Raw genomic sequence first — 12,938 nt, 5'->3', positions numbered from 1 at the left:
CTGCACGCAGGCGTTCGAAGACTTCGGGGTGCTTGTCGCGCAGGTTGGCGCGCTCCAGCGTGTCGTCTTCCACATCAAAGAGGAACTCGTTGTCATTGATGCGCAGGTATTTGTAGCGCCCTTCGCGCACGGCCCGCTGGCGCTGCGACTTGTAGCGCCAGAACAGGGTGCGCGGGTACGCGGGCGCGTGGCCCTCCAGCACGGGCAGGATGTTCTCGCCGTCGGGCGGGTAGTCGGCCGATGGGGCCACGCATGCGGCCGCCAGCAGCGTGGGCAGCCAGTCCATGGTGGCGGTGACCTGCTCGCTCACCTGTGGTGCGATGCGCACAGGCCAGCGCAGCAGCGTGGGCACGCGGATCCCGCCTTCGAGCAGCTCGGTCTTCTGGCCGGTGAAGGGCCAGGTCTTGGAAAAGCGCTCGCCGCCGTTGTCGCTGGTGAAGACAACAATGGTGTTGTCGGCCAGGCCTTGTGCCTTCAGGGCGTCCAGCACCTGGCCCACGGCCTTGTCGAGCGAACGCACCATGCGCGCATAGGTGGCCAGGTTGCCGCCGTCGTAGTGAAAGAGGTCTTTCAGGCCCAGCGAGATTTCTTCGTCCTCGGGCCCCACCCAGGGCCAGTGGGGCGCGGTAAAGTGCAGCGACAGAAAGAACGGCTTGGCCGCACTGCGCTCGCCAATCCATTGCGTCGCCTCGTCGGCCAGCAGCTGCGTGTAGTAGCCCACGCGCTCGACCGGCACCTCGCCTTCGTACAAATCGCGCGCCACGGCATCGCCCACGCCGGGCTTGTGCGTGAAGTAGTCGATGGCGCCGCCGTAGTTGCCAAAGAAGCGGTCGTAGCCGCTCTTGAGCGGGCCGAACGTGGGCAGGCTGCCCAGGTGCCACTTGCCGATGAGGGCGGTGTCATAGCCCGCGTCGCGCAGCAGCGAAGGCAGCGTGGGGTGCTCGGGCGGCAGGCCGTGCACATGGGCCTTGCGCACCAGGGGTTCCTCCAGCCCGCCGCGCAGGCGGTACTGGTAGCGCCCGGTGATGAGCGCAAACCGCGTGGCCGAGCACACGGCCGAGTTGGCATAGGCCTGGGTGAAGCGCACGCCCTCGCCCGCCAGCGCATCCAGGTGGGGCGTGGTGAAGTCGGCCTGGCCGTACACGCTCAGGTCGGCCCAGCCCAGGTCGTCGGCCAGGATGAAGACGATGTTGGGTGCTTGCGCAACGGTGCTGTTGTTGGCGGTGGTGCTCATGCCGCCCCCTTGGCCTTGCCCTGTGCGTCCAGCGGGCTCCAGAAGCGTTCGAGCTTGAGGTCACGCACCGCCTGCTGCACAAAGCGCGGCTCGAACCAGGCGTGCACATCAAAACCCTGGCGCAGGATGCCGAGCTTGAGCCCGTCGTTGACCACGCCCTGGTAGCCCGCCACCAGCGCCTCGTCGATGAGCGGCGAGAAGCGCGAGGCCAGGGTCTCGCCCTCGAACTCGGCGCGCACGCCCGTCTCTGGCGCGCCGCTGTGCTCCACCACCAGCTTGATGTAGGCCTCGCGGTGGGCCTCTTGCGATGCCCAGTGCGCGCCGCGCACCACCTGGTTGACCAGGCGCTGCGCCCATTGCGGCTGGGTGGTGATGAAGTCCTGCGTGGCCAGCACGCCAGCGTTGATGGTGAAGTCGGGGCCCCGGCCCTTGGTGCTGATCGGGATGGTCACGCCCTTGTCGCGCAGCAGGAACAGGTCCGACCCGCCAAAAGTGGCGTCGATCTCGCCCGCCACCACGGCGGCCTTGGAGCTGGGCCAGTCCAGGTTGATGAGCTTGACGTCTTTTTCGGTGAGCCCGGCGGTGGCCAGCAGGTTGTCAAACGGACGCTGGTAGGCCGTGCCTTTGAGCACCGACACCTTGCGGCCCTTGAGCTCGGCCACGCTGGTGATCTTGACGCCCGGCGCCGTGGCCAGGTAGCTGTTGGAGCCCCGGCCGGTGGGCAACAGGTAGCGCGTGGGCAGCCCGCGCGAACGGCCGATGGCCGATGCCAGGTCGCCCAGGAACACCACATCGAGCTGCTTGGCCGCCAGGGCCTCGGCCACGGCCGGGCCTGCGCCCCGGAAGAACTTCCAGTCCACGGTGATGCCGTCCTTGGCAAATTCTTCTTCGAGCCAGCGGTTGGCATGCGCCACCGCCAGCGCGCTGCTGCCTGGCGATGGCTTGCCTGCGGTGCCCAGGTCGGGCGAACCGATACGGATGACCTTGGCCGATGCCTGGGCGCGCACGAATGCAGGGGCGGCCAGCGCGGCTGCGCCGGTGAGCAGCAGGGTGCGGCGGGTAGAGAGGAAGCCTGTGGTTTTTTGCGTCATGGAAAGCTCCGGAATCAAGGGGGAAAAATTCAAGGAAAAAATCGCAAGGGAACAACGGGTGGGGTTCAGACGGCAAACTGCCACTGCGATGCAGGCGCCAGCGGCTCGCCGCGCTTGAGCGGTGGCTCGGCCAGTTCGGCAGCCGGATGGCCTGCAAACTCGTGCATCACGGCTTCTTTGGCGGCAGCAAAGGCAAACGAGGTGCGCTCGCGCGGGTGTGGCAGGTCCACCGGCACCACGCGGCGGATGCGGCCGGGGCGCGGCTCCATCACCACCACCTGGTCGCCGAGGAACACGGCTTCCTCCACGTCGTGCGTCACCAGGATCATGGTGATGCCCTCTTGCTGCCAGATGCGCAGCAGCTCCTGCTGCAGGTGGGCACGGGTCATGGCGTCGAGCGCGCCAAAGGGTTCGTCCAGCAGCAGGATGTCGGGCCGGTTGACCAGCGCCCGCGCAATCGCCACGCGCTGCGACATGCCGCCCGACAGCTGGTGCGGGTAGGCCTTCTCAAACCCCGAGAGCCCCACCAGCTCGATGTGTTCGCGCACGGTGGCGCGCTGCATGCCTTCGGTCAGATTGGAGTTGAGCAGGCCCAGGGCCACGTTCTTCTCGACCGTGAGCCAGGGGAACAGCCGGTGCTCCTGGAACACGATGCCCCGGTTCAGGCTGGTGCCAGCAATGCGCTGGCCATTGAGCAGGATCTCGCCCTGGTAGTCGCCCTCCAGCCCGATGACCAGGCGCAGCAGCGTGGACTTGCCGCAGCCGCTCGACCCGACGATGCTCACGAACGCGCCGGGCTCGATGGTGAGGTGGATGTCCTGCAGCACGGGCAGCGCTTCGCCGCGCACTTCGTATTGCTTGTTCAAACCCCGGATGTCCAGGGTGCCTGCATGTGCCATGTTCTTCTTCCTTGTTTGTTTCAGTACTTCGCTACGGTGCGATCCCGCCATGCCAGCAAACGCCGTTCTGCAGCGGCCAGCACCCAGTTCAGTGCAAAGCCCACCAGGCCGATCACCACCACACCAAACAGCACCAGGTCCATCCAGAAATGCTCGCGCCCGTCGATGAGCGTGTTGCCCAGGCCCTTGCCGGAGGCCAGCAGGTACTCGGCCCCCAGCGTGGCCAGCCAGGCGTAGATCAGCGACAGCTGGATGCCGGTGAACAGCGAGGGCGCAGCCGCAGGGGCCACCACGCGGGCCAGCGTTTGGGCCACGCTGAACTCGTACACACGGGCCACCTCCAGGTATTCGCGCGGCACGCTGCGCAGGCCTTCAAAGGTGTTGAGCACCACGGGGAAGAACGCAGCCAGGGCCACAAACGCCACCTTGGATGCATCGCCCAGGCCGAACCACATGGACAGCATCGGAATCCACGCAAACAGCGAGATCTGCTTGAGCGTGTGGAACGACGGGCCCACCAGCCGCTCGGCCCAGCGCGACCAGCCCAGCAGCGCGCCCACGGCCAGCCCGGCAGCGGCGCCGATGGCAAAACCCCAGCCCATGCGCCAGAGGCTGGCCGACAGGGCCACCCACAGCTCGCCGCTGGCAACCTGGGCCACGCCGCGCTGCCACACGGCAGCAGGCGACACCAGCAGCGGCGAGGTGGACCAGCCCCCCGCCACTGCAGCCCACCACACCAGCAAGATGACCGCAGGCAGCACCCAGCCCCGCAGGCGCCGGGGCACCCGTTGAAAAACGTTGTTCACAGACATTGGCGCGCCCTCACAGCCCCGGCTTGCGCCAGCGCAACAGCCAGGACTCGGTCACGGCCAGCAGCTTGTCGATGAAAAAGCCGACGATGCCCACGGCCACCACAGCGGCCAGCACCACGTCCAGCTGAAAGAGCTGGCGGCCGTAGACGATCAAAAAGCCGATGCCCTCGGAAGACGCGAGCAGCTCCACCACCACCAGCGCCAGCCAGGCGTGGGTGAGGCCATAGCGCACCCCATTCCAGATGGGCGCGGTGGCCGCCGGAAACACCACCTTGCGCAGCATCTGCCAGCGGGTGTAGCCGTACACCCGCGCCACCTCCACCAGGCGGTTCGGCACGTTCTCGATGCCCTGGCAGGTGTTGATGGCCACGGGCACCAGCGCGGCCTTGGCAATCAACAAGAACTTCAGCCCCTCGTCAATGCCCACCAGCAGGATCAGCAACGGCAGCCAGCCAATCACCGGCACCTGGCTGAAGGCCTTGAACAGTGGGAACACGTAGTCGCGGAAGGTGGGCGACAGACCCATGGCCCCGCCCAGCAGCAGCCCCAGCACCAGGCCGATGCCAAAGCCCCCAGCCACACGCACCATGCTGATGGCGAGGTGGTCCCACAGCTCGCCGCTGGCCAGCAGCTCGGCAAACACCTTGAACACGGCGGCGGGCGGCGGCAGCACCTGCTCAGGCACCCAGCCCCACACGGCCGAGAGCTGCCACAGCGCCAGCACGGCCAGCGGAAACGGCCAGGCCCAGAGCCAGCGCCAGGCCCAGGCCCGTGGAGAGCTCTGGGGGGTGGCCGGGGCGGCTGGGGCCCGGGGCGCCGGGGCCGCTGCCAACCCGGGCCCGGCAGCGTTCAGTGCGGGTATCGCCATCTTTTACATGTCCTTTTTTCGTGTGGCGGCACTGCGGCCCACGGGGCGAGCTGCACACCATCAATAACAACCAAAAGGAATGTAAAAGACGTTTGTTATAAAAATAAATGGTTAATACTCATATGCAATGACAAAGATGTTTGCGGCATGAACTGCGGCGCGGGGGTTATGAGGCGCCCCCGGGCAGACGCAAAAAAACCCGCCGCGCTCCAACGCGCGGGCGGGTCAAAAAGGGCGGCGCTTCGCCTGCCCTCCCCCTTCCAGCCCGGGTACAGAACCCGGCTCCAGATTCAAGGCGCAGCAGCCAAGTCGCCATTGGCTGCGTACACAGGCCAGTAGCCCTCCAGCTTCAACTCCTTAAGCGCTGCGTTCAGGTAGCGGCGGTCAAACCAGCTGTCGATCTCGGGCTTCTTGCGGATGAGCTTGAGCTTGTGGGCCTCGTCGGCCGCGTCCTTGTAGCGTGCCACCAGGAAGGGGTCGAGCAACGGCGACAGGCGCACGCGCAACGGCTGGCCGATGAAGTCTTCACGCCACACCTTCTCGGGGTACTCGGCCTTGCCCCATTGCGCAAACAAATCGGCGCGGCGGTCTTCGTCGGAGTATTTGTGGGCGTAGCGCACCACGGTCTTCACCACCCGGTGCACCGCCTGGGGGTGGCGCGCAGCGAAGTCGTCGGTGACCAGCAGCACTGTCTGGCGCGTGTACTTGAACGAGTCTTCCGCCGCCGACCACACCACCTTGGCCAACCCCTGGTCGCGCAGCTTGAAAAGGCCCACGTAGCCAAAGGCGGCATCGATGTCCCTGCTGACCAACGCGGCGTCGGCGCTCGGGAAGTCCAGGTTCACCAGCTTCACATCGCGTTCGCTCAGACCCTTGTCGGCCAGCGCCCGCACCGCCGCCAGGTGCAGGTTGGTGCCCTTGAACACCGCCACCTTGCGGCCCTTGAGGTCTTCCAGGCGGCGGATGGGCGAGTCGGGCGGCACGGCCAGGTACAGGCCGTTGCGCACGCCGCTGCCCAGGATGATCCTGGTCTTCACATCGCTGGCCCGGTGCACGATGGAGGGCAGGTCGCCCTGCCAGGCAAAGTCCAGCTGCTTGTTGACCAGCGCCTCGTTCACAGCAGGGCCCGCGCCTTTGAAGAAGGTCCACTGCACCTTCACGCCATCCTTCCTGAACTCTTCTTCCAGCGCGCCATCGGTGTAGGCCAGCGCGGCCGATGTGCCGCCATGGCGCACCGGGTCGCTGCCCACGCCGCCAGTGGCAATCCCGATGCGGATGACCTTCAGCGGCTCGGGTGCCTGCGCGGCGGCACTGCCCACCCACAGGCCCAAAGCCATTGCCGTTCCCGCTGCCGCCCTGCGAAGCGCTGCGCTCCATAGCGTTCTATTCATGTGTGGACCTTTCGTGCTTGTTGTCATGGATTGACAGCCACTCTAGGCAGGCCAGGCAGCGCCACCAACGACCAAAAACAGATATGCAAATTTGGGTGCGCCAGGCACCCCACACGCCGCTGCAGAGCGCGGATTTCCGACTATCCATATACGAACTGCTTCGTTGATGCGCTGCGCATGCGCTGTCCCAATCCCATGGGCGTTCTCTTTCATCCACCTTCGTTTCAGAAAGCAGCACCATGTCCAACCTCAACGACTTGCACCCCACCTTCACCCGCTTCGCGGTCGAGCCCTACACCCCCACCATCGGCGCCGTGGTCCACGACCTGGACCTGCGCCAGCCACTCGATGCCACCACGCAGGCCGAGCTGCGCCAGGCACTGGCCCTGCACGAGGTGCTGTTCTTCCGCGACCAGCACATCACGCCACAGCAGCAGGTGGACTTCACCCGCAGCTTTGGCAACGTGGCCGAGGTCAAGGCGTTCTTCCCCCGGCTGGAGAACCACCCCGAGATCGAGATCGTGGAAAGCACGGCCGAGCGCCCCAAGGCGTCGAGCAACTGGCACGCCGACATCACCTGGCGCGAGCAGCCACCGCTGGGCACCAGCCTGTATGCGCAGGTGATCCCGGCGAGCGGAGGCGACACGCTGTGGGCCAGCCTCACCGCCGCCTACGCCAGCCTGCCGCCCGCCTTCCAGGCGTATCTGGAGACGCTCACGGCCGTGCACACCTGGGAGATCAGCGGCTGGACCGAGTACCTGCTGCGCAAGGACGCGAGCGGCGACGAGCTGAAAGCCGCCCGCGCCAAGTACCCGCCGGTGGAGCACCCGGTGGTGCGCGTGCACCCCGTCACCGGCAAGAAGGTGCTGTATGTGAACTCCACCTTCACCAGCCACATCAAGGGCCTGTCGCGTGTGGAGAGCGACGCGCTGCTGACCCAGCTGTTTGCCCTGCCGCAGGTGCCCGAGTTCCAGGCCCGCCTGCGCTGGGCGCCGGGCACGCTGGCCGTGTGGGACAACCGCTCCACCCAGCACTACGCGGTGGGCGACTTCTTCCCACAGCACCGCAAGCTGCATCGCATCACTATCACGGAGTAACCCCCTGAGTCGCCTTCGGCGCCATCCCCCGGGGGGGACGCACCCGGAGGCCCGGCAAAGCCGGTTCCACGGGTGCACGGGCCTGGGCCGCGCCGGTATCGCAGGCCGCGCGCTTGATTCAAACCATCGACATTCTTATGACCCAACCTGAAACCCCACGCAAACTGCGCCTCGGCGCCTTCATCATGGCCACGGGGCACCATGTCGCCGCGTGGCGCCACCCCGGCTCGCAGGCCGATTCGGGCGTGAACATCGACCATTACATCGAGGTGGCGCAAACGGCCGAGCGCGGCCTGTTCGACCAGGTGTTTGTGGCCGACAGCCCGGGCGTATGGCACAAGGGCGACCGCGAGTCCTTCAGCCGCCAGGGGCGCATCTCGCACTTCGAGCCCGTCACGCTGTGGGCGGCGCTGTCTGCCGTCACCAAGCACATCGGCTTTGTGGCCACGGCATCCACCACCTACGAAGACCCCTACCTGCTGGCACGCAAGTTCGCTTCGCTCGACCACATCAGCAAGGGCCGCGCGGCCTGGAACGTAGTGACCACCAGTGCCGAGAACGTGCATGGCAACTTTGGACTGGATGCCCACCCCGACCCCGCGTTGCGGTATGAACGCGCCCACGAGTTCGTGGACGTGGTCAAAGGCCTGTGGGACAGCTTTGACGACGACGCCTTCCGCCGCGACAAGGCCAGCGGCGTGTATTTCGACCCCGACAAGCTGCACACCTTGAACCACATCGGCAAGCACCTCAAGGTGCAGGGCCCGCTCAACATCGAGCGCTCGCCCCAGGGCCACCCGGTCATCGTGCAGGCGGGTTCGTCCGAAGACGGCAAGGAGCTGGCCGCCGCCACGGCCGAGGCCATCTTCACCGCCTGGACCAGCCTGGCCGAGGCGCAAGCGTTCTACAAGGATGTGAAGGGCCGCATGGCCAAGTACGGCCGTCGGCCCGAAGAGCTGCTGGTGCTGCCCGGCATCTCCCCGGTGATCGGCCGCACGGACGAAGAAGCCCAGGCCCGCTGGGCCGAGCTGCAGGCGCTGATCCACCCCAGCGTGGGCCTGGCCACGCTGGCACCCTTCTGGCCCGGCGAAGACCTCACGCAATGGAACCTGGACGCGCCGCCGCCCTACATCCCCGAGCCGCCCAAGGGCATCAACAGCCGCGCGCACGTGGTGCTAGAGCTGGCCCGGCGCGAGAAGTACACCGTGCGCCAGCTGTACGAATACCTGGCCGGTGCGCGCGGCCACTGGGTGGTCGTGGGCACGCCCGAGACCATTGCCGACCGCATGCAGGAATGGTTTGAAAACGGCGCTGCCGACGGCTTCAACGTGATGCCGCCGGTGCTGCCACAGTCGCTCAACGAGTTTGTGGATCTGGTGGTGCCCGAGCTGCAACGGCGCGGCCTGTTCCGCACCGCGTACGAAGGCCGCACGCTGCGCGAGAACCTGGGGCTGTCGCGCCCCGCCAGCCGGTACGCCACACCACTCGCCAAGGCAGCCTGATGCTCAGAACGTGTTGACGATCTTTTCGGGGCCGCGCAAGTACCTTCCCGGGATGGGATGCAAGGCGCGGTGCGCTGTTGATAGCCCGGCTATCCACAAGCGCCGCAACGCCGCAGACCGCCCGGCAAGGCACTTGCCCGAAGGGTTGGAGTGAAATCGGGCGATTGAACGCCCCGGCTGCTTGCATGGGCACGAGCCCATGCGGCGCATCCGAAGCATCCACCCATCCCGATTGCACTCCAACGCGGCCCCGAAAAGATCGTCAACACGTTCTCAGGGCCCGACGGGGCCAGCGCATCACGCCTGCCGGGCAGCCTCTGCGCTGGCTTTTCAGGCAGGCTGCGGCAGGTAGCTGGGCCGCGTGGCCGTCATCGCGAGCTTGACGTGTTGCGTGAGCTCATCGGCCAGCACCTCGTCTGCGCCCGCTTCCAGGCCATCCAGAGCACGCTGCACGATCTGAACCGGGCTGGTCTTGGGCACGTCAAAGCCGCGCGTGAGGTCGGTATCCACATACGCCATGTGCAGCCCCAGTACCTGGGTTTTTTGCGCAGCCAGCTCGTGGCGCAGTGCGTTGGTGAGAGACCAGGCGGCAGACTTGCTGGCCGAGTACGCAGCCAGCTCGCCGCCATTCACCCACGATGCTACAGACAGCACGTTGAGCAACGCCCCACCACCGTTGACCTTCAGCACGGGCGCAAAGTCCTTGCTGACACGCAGCACGCCAAAGACGTTGGTCTCAAAAATGCGGCGCATGACCTCTTCACTGTCGGCCGCCATGAAGCCGCCGGGCTGTGCGATGCCTGCGTTGTTGATAACCAGGGTCACATCGGACGCCAGCGCGGCAGCGGCCGCCACCTCCTCGGGGTTGTTGACGTCCAGGCGCAAGGCCTGCACGCCTGGTTGCGGGGCGATGGTGGAAGGGTCACGCGCAGCGGCGTAGACCTTGCGCGCACCGCGTGCGAGCAGCTCGCGGACAAAAGCCAGGCCAATGCCGCGATTGGCGCCGGTGACGAGGACAACTGCGTTTTCGATCTTCATGGGAATCTCCAGGGGTGGGTTGGGAATGAACGGGAATGAACGGGAATGAACGGGAATGAACGGGAATGAACGGGAATGAACGGGAATGAACGGGAATGAACGGGATGAACGAGAAAGTGCGGGCAAGACGTGCGAGGGATGGGTGCGCAGCGAGCAATCGGTGGGGCGGATGGTTGCCAACAAACGGCTCAGCGCACCTTGACCACGACCTTGCCCTTGGCACGGCCGGTGTCCACGTAGGCGATGGCTTCGTTGGTGGCGTCAAAGGCAAACACCTTGTCGATCACCGGGCGAATGGCCCCGGCGTCGATCAGGCGCGCGATCTCTTGCAGCTGGCTACCCTGTGCCCGCATGAACAGGAACCCGTAGCCAACGCCCAGCGCCCGGGCGCGGCGCCGGGTACCTGCGCTCAACAGGCGAAACACCATCCGCAAAAAGCCCGGGGCGCGAATGGCTTCGCCAAATGCGGGGTCGGGCGGGCCCGAGACAGAGACGAGTTGGCCGCCGCGCTGGAGCACGCGCAGGGACTTGGCCAGCGCTTTGCCGTCCTGGCTGTGCAGCACCATGTCGTAGTCGCGCAGCACGTCTTCAAAGTCCTGCTGGCGGTAGTCGATGACCACATCGGCGCCCAGGCTTTGGACCAGTGCGGCATTGCCCGCGCTGGCGGTGGTGGCCACTGTGGCGCCCAGGTGCTTGGCCAGCTGGATGGCGATGCTGCCCAGCCCGCCCGAGCCCGCCTGGATGAAGACCTTCTGCCCTTTCCTGACCTGGGCCTTCTCGACCAGGGCCTGCCATGCCGTCAGAGCCACCAACGGGATCGAAGCCGCCTCTTCCATGGTCAGGCTGCGGGGCTTGAAGGCCAGCGAAGACTCCTTGACCGCGATAAGTTCCGCAAAAGTACCGATGTGAAAGTCGTCCGCCCGGGCATAGACCTCATCGCCAGGCTTGAACTGCCGCACGCGCGGCCCCACCCGCACCACCACGCCCGCCACGTCATGCCCAAGGATGAGCGGCATCTTGTAGGGCAGGATGAGCTTGAACTCTCCGTCCCGGATTTTGGCGTCGAGCGGATTGACGCCCGCTGCATGCACCTCCACCAGCACCTCGTCGTCGCCCAACGAGGGCGCAGGGACTTCGGCGGGCCTGAGCACGCCCTTTTTTGCGTAACGATCCAGAACAAACGCCTTCATGGGGTTTCCTTTGCGGCCAGGGTTGGCGCGGCTGCGTGGCCAAGCCACAGGGTCTGAACAGGCGCGATGGGGGTTGGAGGCCAGGGTTGAAACTTTAAAATGATGATCATCATATGCAAAGACCAAAAAAATGCGTGCCATTGCACGAAGATCGCCGTCAAGAAGAGCGCTTGATGAGTGGGTTTGCGTCAGTCCGTTTCCGCAGGCAACAGGTGCTTGAGCGCAGCCTCGCGCAGGTTGTCGGACAGCGCAACGTCGTCCACCGCACGGGCAAGCACCAAAGCGCCCACCATGGTGGACAGGGTGACGAGCGCTTGCTCGTGTGTTTCCGGCTGGCCCCATTGCGGCGACTGGCGCGCAATCAGATCCACCATTTCCTTGATGTGCCGGGTGGAGACGCGCCGCACTTCGGGCGACTGGCGCGAGGTTTCAGAGCCCAGTGCAGCCAGGGGGCAACCTGTTTCTACGCTTTCGACATGTTGGCGCGAGAGATAGGCCTTGAGCACGGTGGCCATCGCCTGCGAGGCGGGCTCCCCCGCCACAGCGCCGGCCACTGTGGCCACAGACTGGGCACAGGCCTGCATTGCCGCTTCGGCCAGCATGGCCTCGCGGGATTCGAAGTGCGCATAGAAGCCGCCATGCGTGAGGCCCGCCTCCTTCATGATGTCTGCCACCCCGGTGCCGTGGTAGCCGTTGCGACGGATCGCCCGCGCGGCCACCGACACGATGCGCTCATGGGTCGCTTCCTTGGCGGCGGCTCGGGCGCTGGGCTGTTTATTTCGCATGACACGCATCATACATTTTATCAGGCGCACTGGCAAGCAGCCCCCGCAGATGCGCCATGCCAGCCATATACCGCGTCAGCACCAAAAACTCAGGCCTCGTACCGAGGCCTGAGGGGTGAAGTGCGCAGTACAAGCCGATTTGGCTTGTGGTGATATTTGCTACGCTTTCAATAGCATCTTGCGCTTATCCAAAGGGCGGTAGCTGCCTATTTGGTCAAAAAAATAGATCACAGCTTGGCGATGGACACCTCGGTGGACTTGACCAGCGCGACCACGTCGGAGCCGACGACCAGGCCCAGGTCGTCCACCGAGCGGGTGGTGATGACGGAAGTGACGATGCCCCAGGGGGTTTCGACATCGACCTCGGAAACAACATCGCCGCGAATGATCTCGCGCACTTTGCCCTTGAACTGGTTGCGAACGTTGATGGCTTGGATGGACATGGGGTTCTCCTAAAAAAGTCCGTTGACGAAAACAATGAGGGAATCCGGATCACTCAGCGTTGAACGCTGCGCTCGGAACTGGCGCTCTACAGGCCAGTGCCACCGTGGAACTGGCTTTGCCAGGCCACCGGTGGCGTTCCCCTCCCGAAGGAGAGGGGGAAGGCGCGAAGCGACTCAGGGGGTGCTTCTTTCATTCACACTGCCCAGCGCAGCCCATGCGCAGGCACGCCGGGCCAGGTGGGTTCGGGGGTGGGCTCCACATCGGGCTTTTGCAGCACGCGGTCGAGGATGCGTTTTTCCAGCTGCGCAAAGGCGGCCTCGCCATGCACACGCGGGCGTGGCAGGTCGATGCGCTGGTCCAGCGCGATCTGGCCGTCTTCGATCAGGATCACGCGGTCGGCCAGGGCCACGGCCTCTTGCACGTCGTGGGTGACCAGCAGCGCGGTGAAGCCCGACTGGCGCCACAGGCCTTCGATGAGGCGGTGCATCTCGATGCGGGTGAGCGCGTCGAGCGCGCCCAGGGGTTCGTCGAGCAGCAGCAGGCGCGGGTCGTGCACCAGCGCACGCGCCAGGGCCACGCGCTGGCGC

13 protein-coding genes are annotated in these 12,938 nt (G+C 65.8%); 2 read left to right on the top strand and 11 right to left on the bottom strand.

Annotated elements, in window-relative coordinates; all coding sequences use genetic code 11:
- The 6 genes from AC07Z7_RS23885 to AC07Z7_RS23860 form a co-directional block, all read right to left on the bottom strand.
- The coding region (locus AC07Z7_RS23885; protein WP_494767890.1) for a sulfatase family protein at positions 1-1,234 on the bottom strand (1,234 nt) is incomplete at its 3' end.
- Positions 1,231-2,325 (bottom strand): ABC transporter substrate-binding protein, encoded by a 1,095-nt coding sequence (locus tag AC07Z7_RS23880; RefSeq protein WP_494767889.1) that lies wholly within the window; start codon positions 2,323-2,325, stop codon positions 1,231-1,233. The genes AC07Z7_RS23880 and AC07Z7_RS23885, both read right to left, overlap by 4 nt.
- A 65-nt stretch (positions 2,326-2,390) precedes the next feature.
- Positions 2,391-3,224 carry an ABC transporter ATP-binding protein gene (locus tag AC07Z7_RS23875; protein WP_094290535.1) on the bottom strand — a complete coding sequence of 278 codons (834 nt, stop codon included), beginning with the start codon at positions 3,222-3,224 and terminating at the stop codon, positions 2,391-2,393.
- A 20-nt stretch (positions 3,225-3,244) separates the two neighbouring features.
- The gene (locus tag AC07Z7_RS23870; RefSeq protein WP_094290534.1) at positions 3,245-4,036 is read right to left on the bottom strand and encodes an ABC transporter permease; all 792 of its coding nucleotides are present in this window, start codon (positions 4,034-4,036) and stop codon (positions 3,245-3,247) included.
- Positions 4,037-4,046: 10 nt separating this feature from the next.
- Entirely contained in the window at positions 4,047-4,904 is an 858-nt protein-coding gene (locus AC07Z7_RS23865) for an ABC transporter permease (RefSeq protein WP_494767888.1), read from the bottom strand.
- A 290-nt stretch (positions 4,905-5,194) separates the two neighbouring features.
- Positions 5,195-6,241, bottom strand: a complete 1,047-nt coding sequence (locus AC07Z7_RS23860) for an ABC transporter substrate-binding protein (RefSeq protein WP_494767887.1) — start codon at positions 6,239-6,241, stop codon at positions 5,195-5,197.
- Positions 6,242-6,534: 293 nt separating this feature from the next.
- Between AC07Z7_RS23860 and AC07Z7_RS23855 the strand changes: the two genes are divergently transcribed.
- Together AC07Z7_RS23855 and AC07Z7_RS23850 are read left to right on the top strand one after the other, a co-directional pair.
- A complete protein-coding gene (locus AC07Z7_RS23855; RefSeq protein WP_494767886.1) occupies positions 6,535-7,392 on the top strand; it encodes a TauD/TfdA dioxygenase family protein in 858 nt (285 codons plus the stop codon).
- A gap of 137 nt (positions 7,393-7,529) precedes the next feature.
- Positions 7,530-8,894 (top strand): LLM class flavin-dependent oxidoreductase, encoded by a 1,365-nt coding sequence (locus AC07Z7_RS23850; RefSeq protein ID WP_494767885.1) that lies wholly within the window; start codon positions 7,530-7,532, stop codon positions 8,892-8,894.
- 330 nt (positions 8,895-9,224) lie between these two features.
- Here the strand turns inward: AC07Z7_RS23850 and AC07Z7_RS23845 are convergent, their stop codons facing one another.
- The 5 genes from AC07Z7_RS23845 to AC07Z7_RS23825 form a co-directional block, all read right to left on the bottom strand.
- Positions 9,225-9,932 carry an SDR family oxidoreductase gene (locus tag AC07Z7_RS23845; protein ID WP_494767884.1) on the bottom strand — a complete coding sequence of 236 codons (708 nt, stop codon included), beginning with the start codon at positions 9,930-9,932 and terminating at the stop codon, positions 9,225-9,227.
- Positions 9,933-10,120: 188 nt separating this feature from the next.
- Positions 10,121-11,122: an NADP-dependent oxidoreductase gene (locus AC07Z7_RS23840; protein WP_494767883.1), complete on the bottom strand. Its 1,002-nt coding sequence runs from the start codon at positions 11,120-11,122 to the stop codon at positions 10,121-10,123.
- Positions 11,123-11,310: 188 nt separating this feature from the next.
- Positions 11,311-11,919: a TetR/AcrR family transcriptional regulator gene (locus AC07Z7_RS23835; RefSeq protein ID WP_494767882.1), complete on the bottom strand. Its 609-nt coding sequence runs from the start codon at positions 11,917-11,919 to the stop codon at positions 11,311-11,313.
- Positions 11,920-12,134: 215 nt separating this feature from the next.
- A complete protein-coding gene (locus AC07Z7_RS23830; protein ID WP_015013774.1) occupies positions 12,135-12,350 on the bottom strand; it encodes a TOBE domain-containing protein in 216 nt (71 codons plus the stop codon).
- Between the two features lie 194 nt (positions 12,351-12,544).
- Positions 12,545-12,938, bottom strand: a 394-nt coding sequence (locus AC07Z7_RS23825; protein ID WP_494767881.1) for a P-loop NTPase family protein, incomplete at its 5' end; no start/stop codon positions are given.

The sequence above is a fragment of the Acidovorax sp. GW101-11A03 genome (assembly GCF_059424825.1).
The sequence above is the reverse complement of the archived record's forward strand: the minus strand, read 5'-3'. Positions and strand labels throughout refer to the sequence as shown.